Below are 2,957 nucleotides of genomic sequence, written 5' to 3' on the forward strand. Positions count from 1 at the left end.
GAATAGGGAAGGGAATTAAATGGAGTTAAAGAAAACTAAACAGCCGATTATGGGATTAGCAGCACTATTTATCATCTTATTTCATTTATTTCCGGTGTCCAGAAGTAATGATATGGTAAGTAGTGCTATAAGATATATTGTAATGACAGGCTATATCGGTGTAGATATCTTCTTTTTTATGACCGGATATATGGCATATTTTTCAAAGACTGATAATTATTTCCAGTATATAAAGAGAAAATTTTTGAATATATATCCGATATTCATTTTTTCCTGTGTTTTATATATTATAACGGGTAAAATTTCCGTAACTAAGGCTATACTTACATCTACAGGTATTGATTTTATTGTAAATGGTGGAGGCTCTTTGCTTTGGTTTATACCGGCAATTATGATATTTTATCTGCTTGTACCATTTTACCTTAAGCTTGTAAAAAAGATGAATAATATACAATTATTTATTATAGCTATGGCAGTATGGGCGGTAATAATGCTTGCACTTGAGAATTTTGTAGGAAATCATAGCATAAATATATTCCTGTGCAGAATTCCGATAATTTTACTTGGAATGACATTGGCTAAATATGAGGGGAAATGGGAAGTAAGCTATAAGTTAATTTCGGCATTAATATTTCTTGTAGTTGGAGTATTTTTGACACTGAAATTTGGATATATGGTAAAGTTAAATTTTCTCATAAGTGATATCTTTTATATAGCAGCAATACCTTATGTACTTGGTATTATACTGTTTGCAGATGCAATTTTTGGGAAAATAAAATCTTATTTATTTAGTTCATTAGGCAAGATATCATTGGAATTATATTGTTTTCAAATGGTTTTTGGAAGCTTAATTTTTGGAAAAGTAATAAGATATGTAAATGGTAGTGTTTTGGCTTTCGTAATAGTCTTTGGTGTTATTTTAGTATTGTCATACCTTATGTATACAGGAAGAAAAAGAATTTAAATTCCAAACTATTAATTATAGCACAAAATATTTATAAGAAGCCGGTTGCTTTTAGAATATCGGCTTCTTAATGTTTAGCTTATATTAAGAGCAAGCTCTTATATAGGCAAACTCAGCATATCATCTTACTGGTTAGCTTATGTTGCCTATATTGAAAGTGAACTTTCATATAGGCAACATAAGCTAACCATGTTAATTTATTCTATTTATAAAATTATTTACTGATAGTCGTTTACAAATCATCCCGGTTCTGCTAAACTGGTATAGTTACCAAGAATTTTAGATAAAGAAAAGGAGGCACAATTATGATTAAAATAAAAACAGATACCCACACTCACACCCTGGCATCCGGGCACGCCTACTCGACGATAGAGGAGAACTTAAGGGCAGGAAAAGAACAAGGGCTTGAGTTAGTTGGAACAACCGACCACTTTAGCTCTTTTTTTGTGCCTTCAACTGACTTTGCCTGCTATGGTTTTTTTATAAATAGAGGGGATTTGCCGGAGATTTGGCATGGTGTAAGGCTTTTATTTGGGGCAGAAGTGGATATAGTAGACCTTAAGGGAAATTTATTTGGTCATGATATTTATATTCCGTTTCCATATAAAGATGAAAATAAGGTTACCTATGAAGAAGGTATATTAAATAGGTTAGATTACCTTATTGCAAGTGTACATTTTAAAGAATTTGCAGCCAACTCTACAGCTGTAGAAAATACTGAGCTTTATATTAAGGCGCTTGAGCATGATAAGGTAAAAATGCTCGGACATATAGGGCGTTCCGGGCTTGAGTTTGATGTGGAAGAAGTTGTAAGAGTGGCTAAGGCTATGAATAAAATGATAGAAATAAATGAAGCCTCCTTTGGTCATGGTGATGTTATAAAGGAGAGATGCCGCAGGATTGCAGTTACCTGTGCAGAGACCGGAACAAAGATAGCAGTAAACAGTGATGCACACTGCTCATTTAAGATAGGCAAATATCCTAATGCAATTAAGATGCTTGAGGAAATTGATTTTCCGGAAGAGCTTATAGCAAACAGAGATGCCGAAACTTTCTTAAGTATGGTGTGCCCTAAGTAGAATATAATTATTCACCGGCTTTTAAGGGTGAATAATACAGAAATATAGACTACAGTTGTAGTGTAATGAATATACTGTTAAGGGGGATTCTGCACTTAATATTGTTTGACAGGAGAAGATATGAAACAAAATAAATTTAATACTAATAGAGAACTTCTTTTATACTTTTTAAGGGGAAGCAAGAGATATTTTATAACTGCGGTGGTCTGTATTTCTCTTGTGAACCTGCTTACCCTTATAATACCGAGGGTAATAAGCTATGTGGTAGATACACTGATTACAGGTAAAGAGAGTAACTTTCCGAACTTTGTAACAAATTTTATAGAAAGTTTGGGAGGTGCGGCTTATCTTAGAGAGAATCTATATGTGGTGGCAATCTTTCTTATAATTATAGGAATATTGGCAGCAGTTTTTAACTATCTATACAGATATTACAATACCAAGGGAGCCGAAACCCTGGTTGAAACTATGAGAAATGATATATTTGAGCATATAGCAAAGCTTCCTTTTTCGTGGCATACGAAGAATCAGACAGGAGATATAATCCAACGCTGTACCTCAGATGTAGATGCAGTGAAAAACTTTGTATCCGGGCAGTTGACAGAGCTGCTAAAGACTGTATTGATGCTTGTCCTTTCTCTTTACTTTATGTTTACAGTAAATGTGAAGCTGGCTCTTATTGCACTTGCGATTATTCCTATAAATATAGCTTATTCGATATACGGTCATAAAAGAATGGGTAAAATCTTTGAAGAGGCAGATGTGGAAGAGGGAAAGCTTTCTGCGGTTGTGCAGGAGAATCTGACAGGAGTAAGAGTAGTAAGGGCTTTTGGCAGAGAACTTTTTGAAAAGGAAAGGTTTGAAAAACAGAACCATGATTATTGGAAGATGTGGATTAGGCTTGACTGGGTACT

Annotated in this window: 3 protein-coding genes; all 3 read left to right on the forward strand. The window is 34.0% G+C overall.

The window, feature by feature from the left end:
- Positions 1–19: 19 nt before the first annotated feature.
- A complete protein-coding gene (locus ACTTKP_RS11965; RefSeq protein WP_442554113.1) occupies positions 20–964 on the forward strand; it encodes an acyltransferase family protein in 945 nt (314 codons plus the stop codon).
- A 305-nt stretch (positions 965–1,269) separates the two neighbouring features.
- Complete coding sequence (locus ACTTKP_RS11970; protein WP_442554114.1) at positions 1,270–2,043, forward strand: phosphatase; 774 nt, start codon at positions 1,270–1,272, stop codon at positions 2,041–2,043.
- A 120-nt stretch (positions 2,044–2,163) separates the two neighbouring features.
- The coding region (locus ACTTKP_RS11975) for an ABC transporter ATP-binding protein (protein WP_442554115.1) at positions 2,164–2,957 on the forward strand (794 nt) is incomplete at its 3' end.

Origin of the sequence: Catonella sp. (genome assembly GCF_052169795.1) — a bacterium.
Lineage (GTDB): Bacteria > Bacillota > Clostridia > Lachnospirales > Lachnospiraceae > Catonella.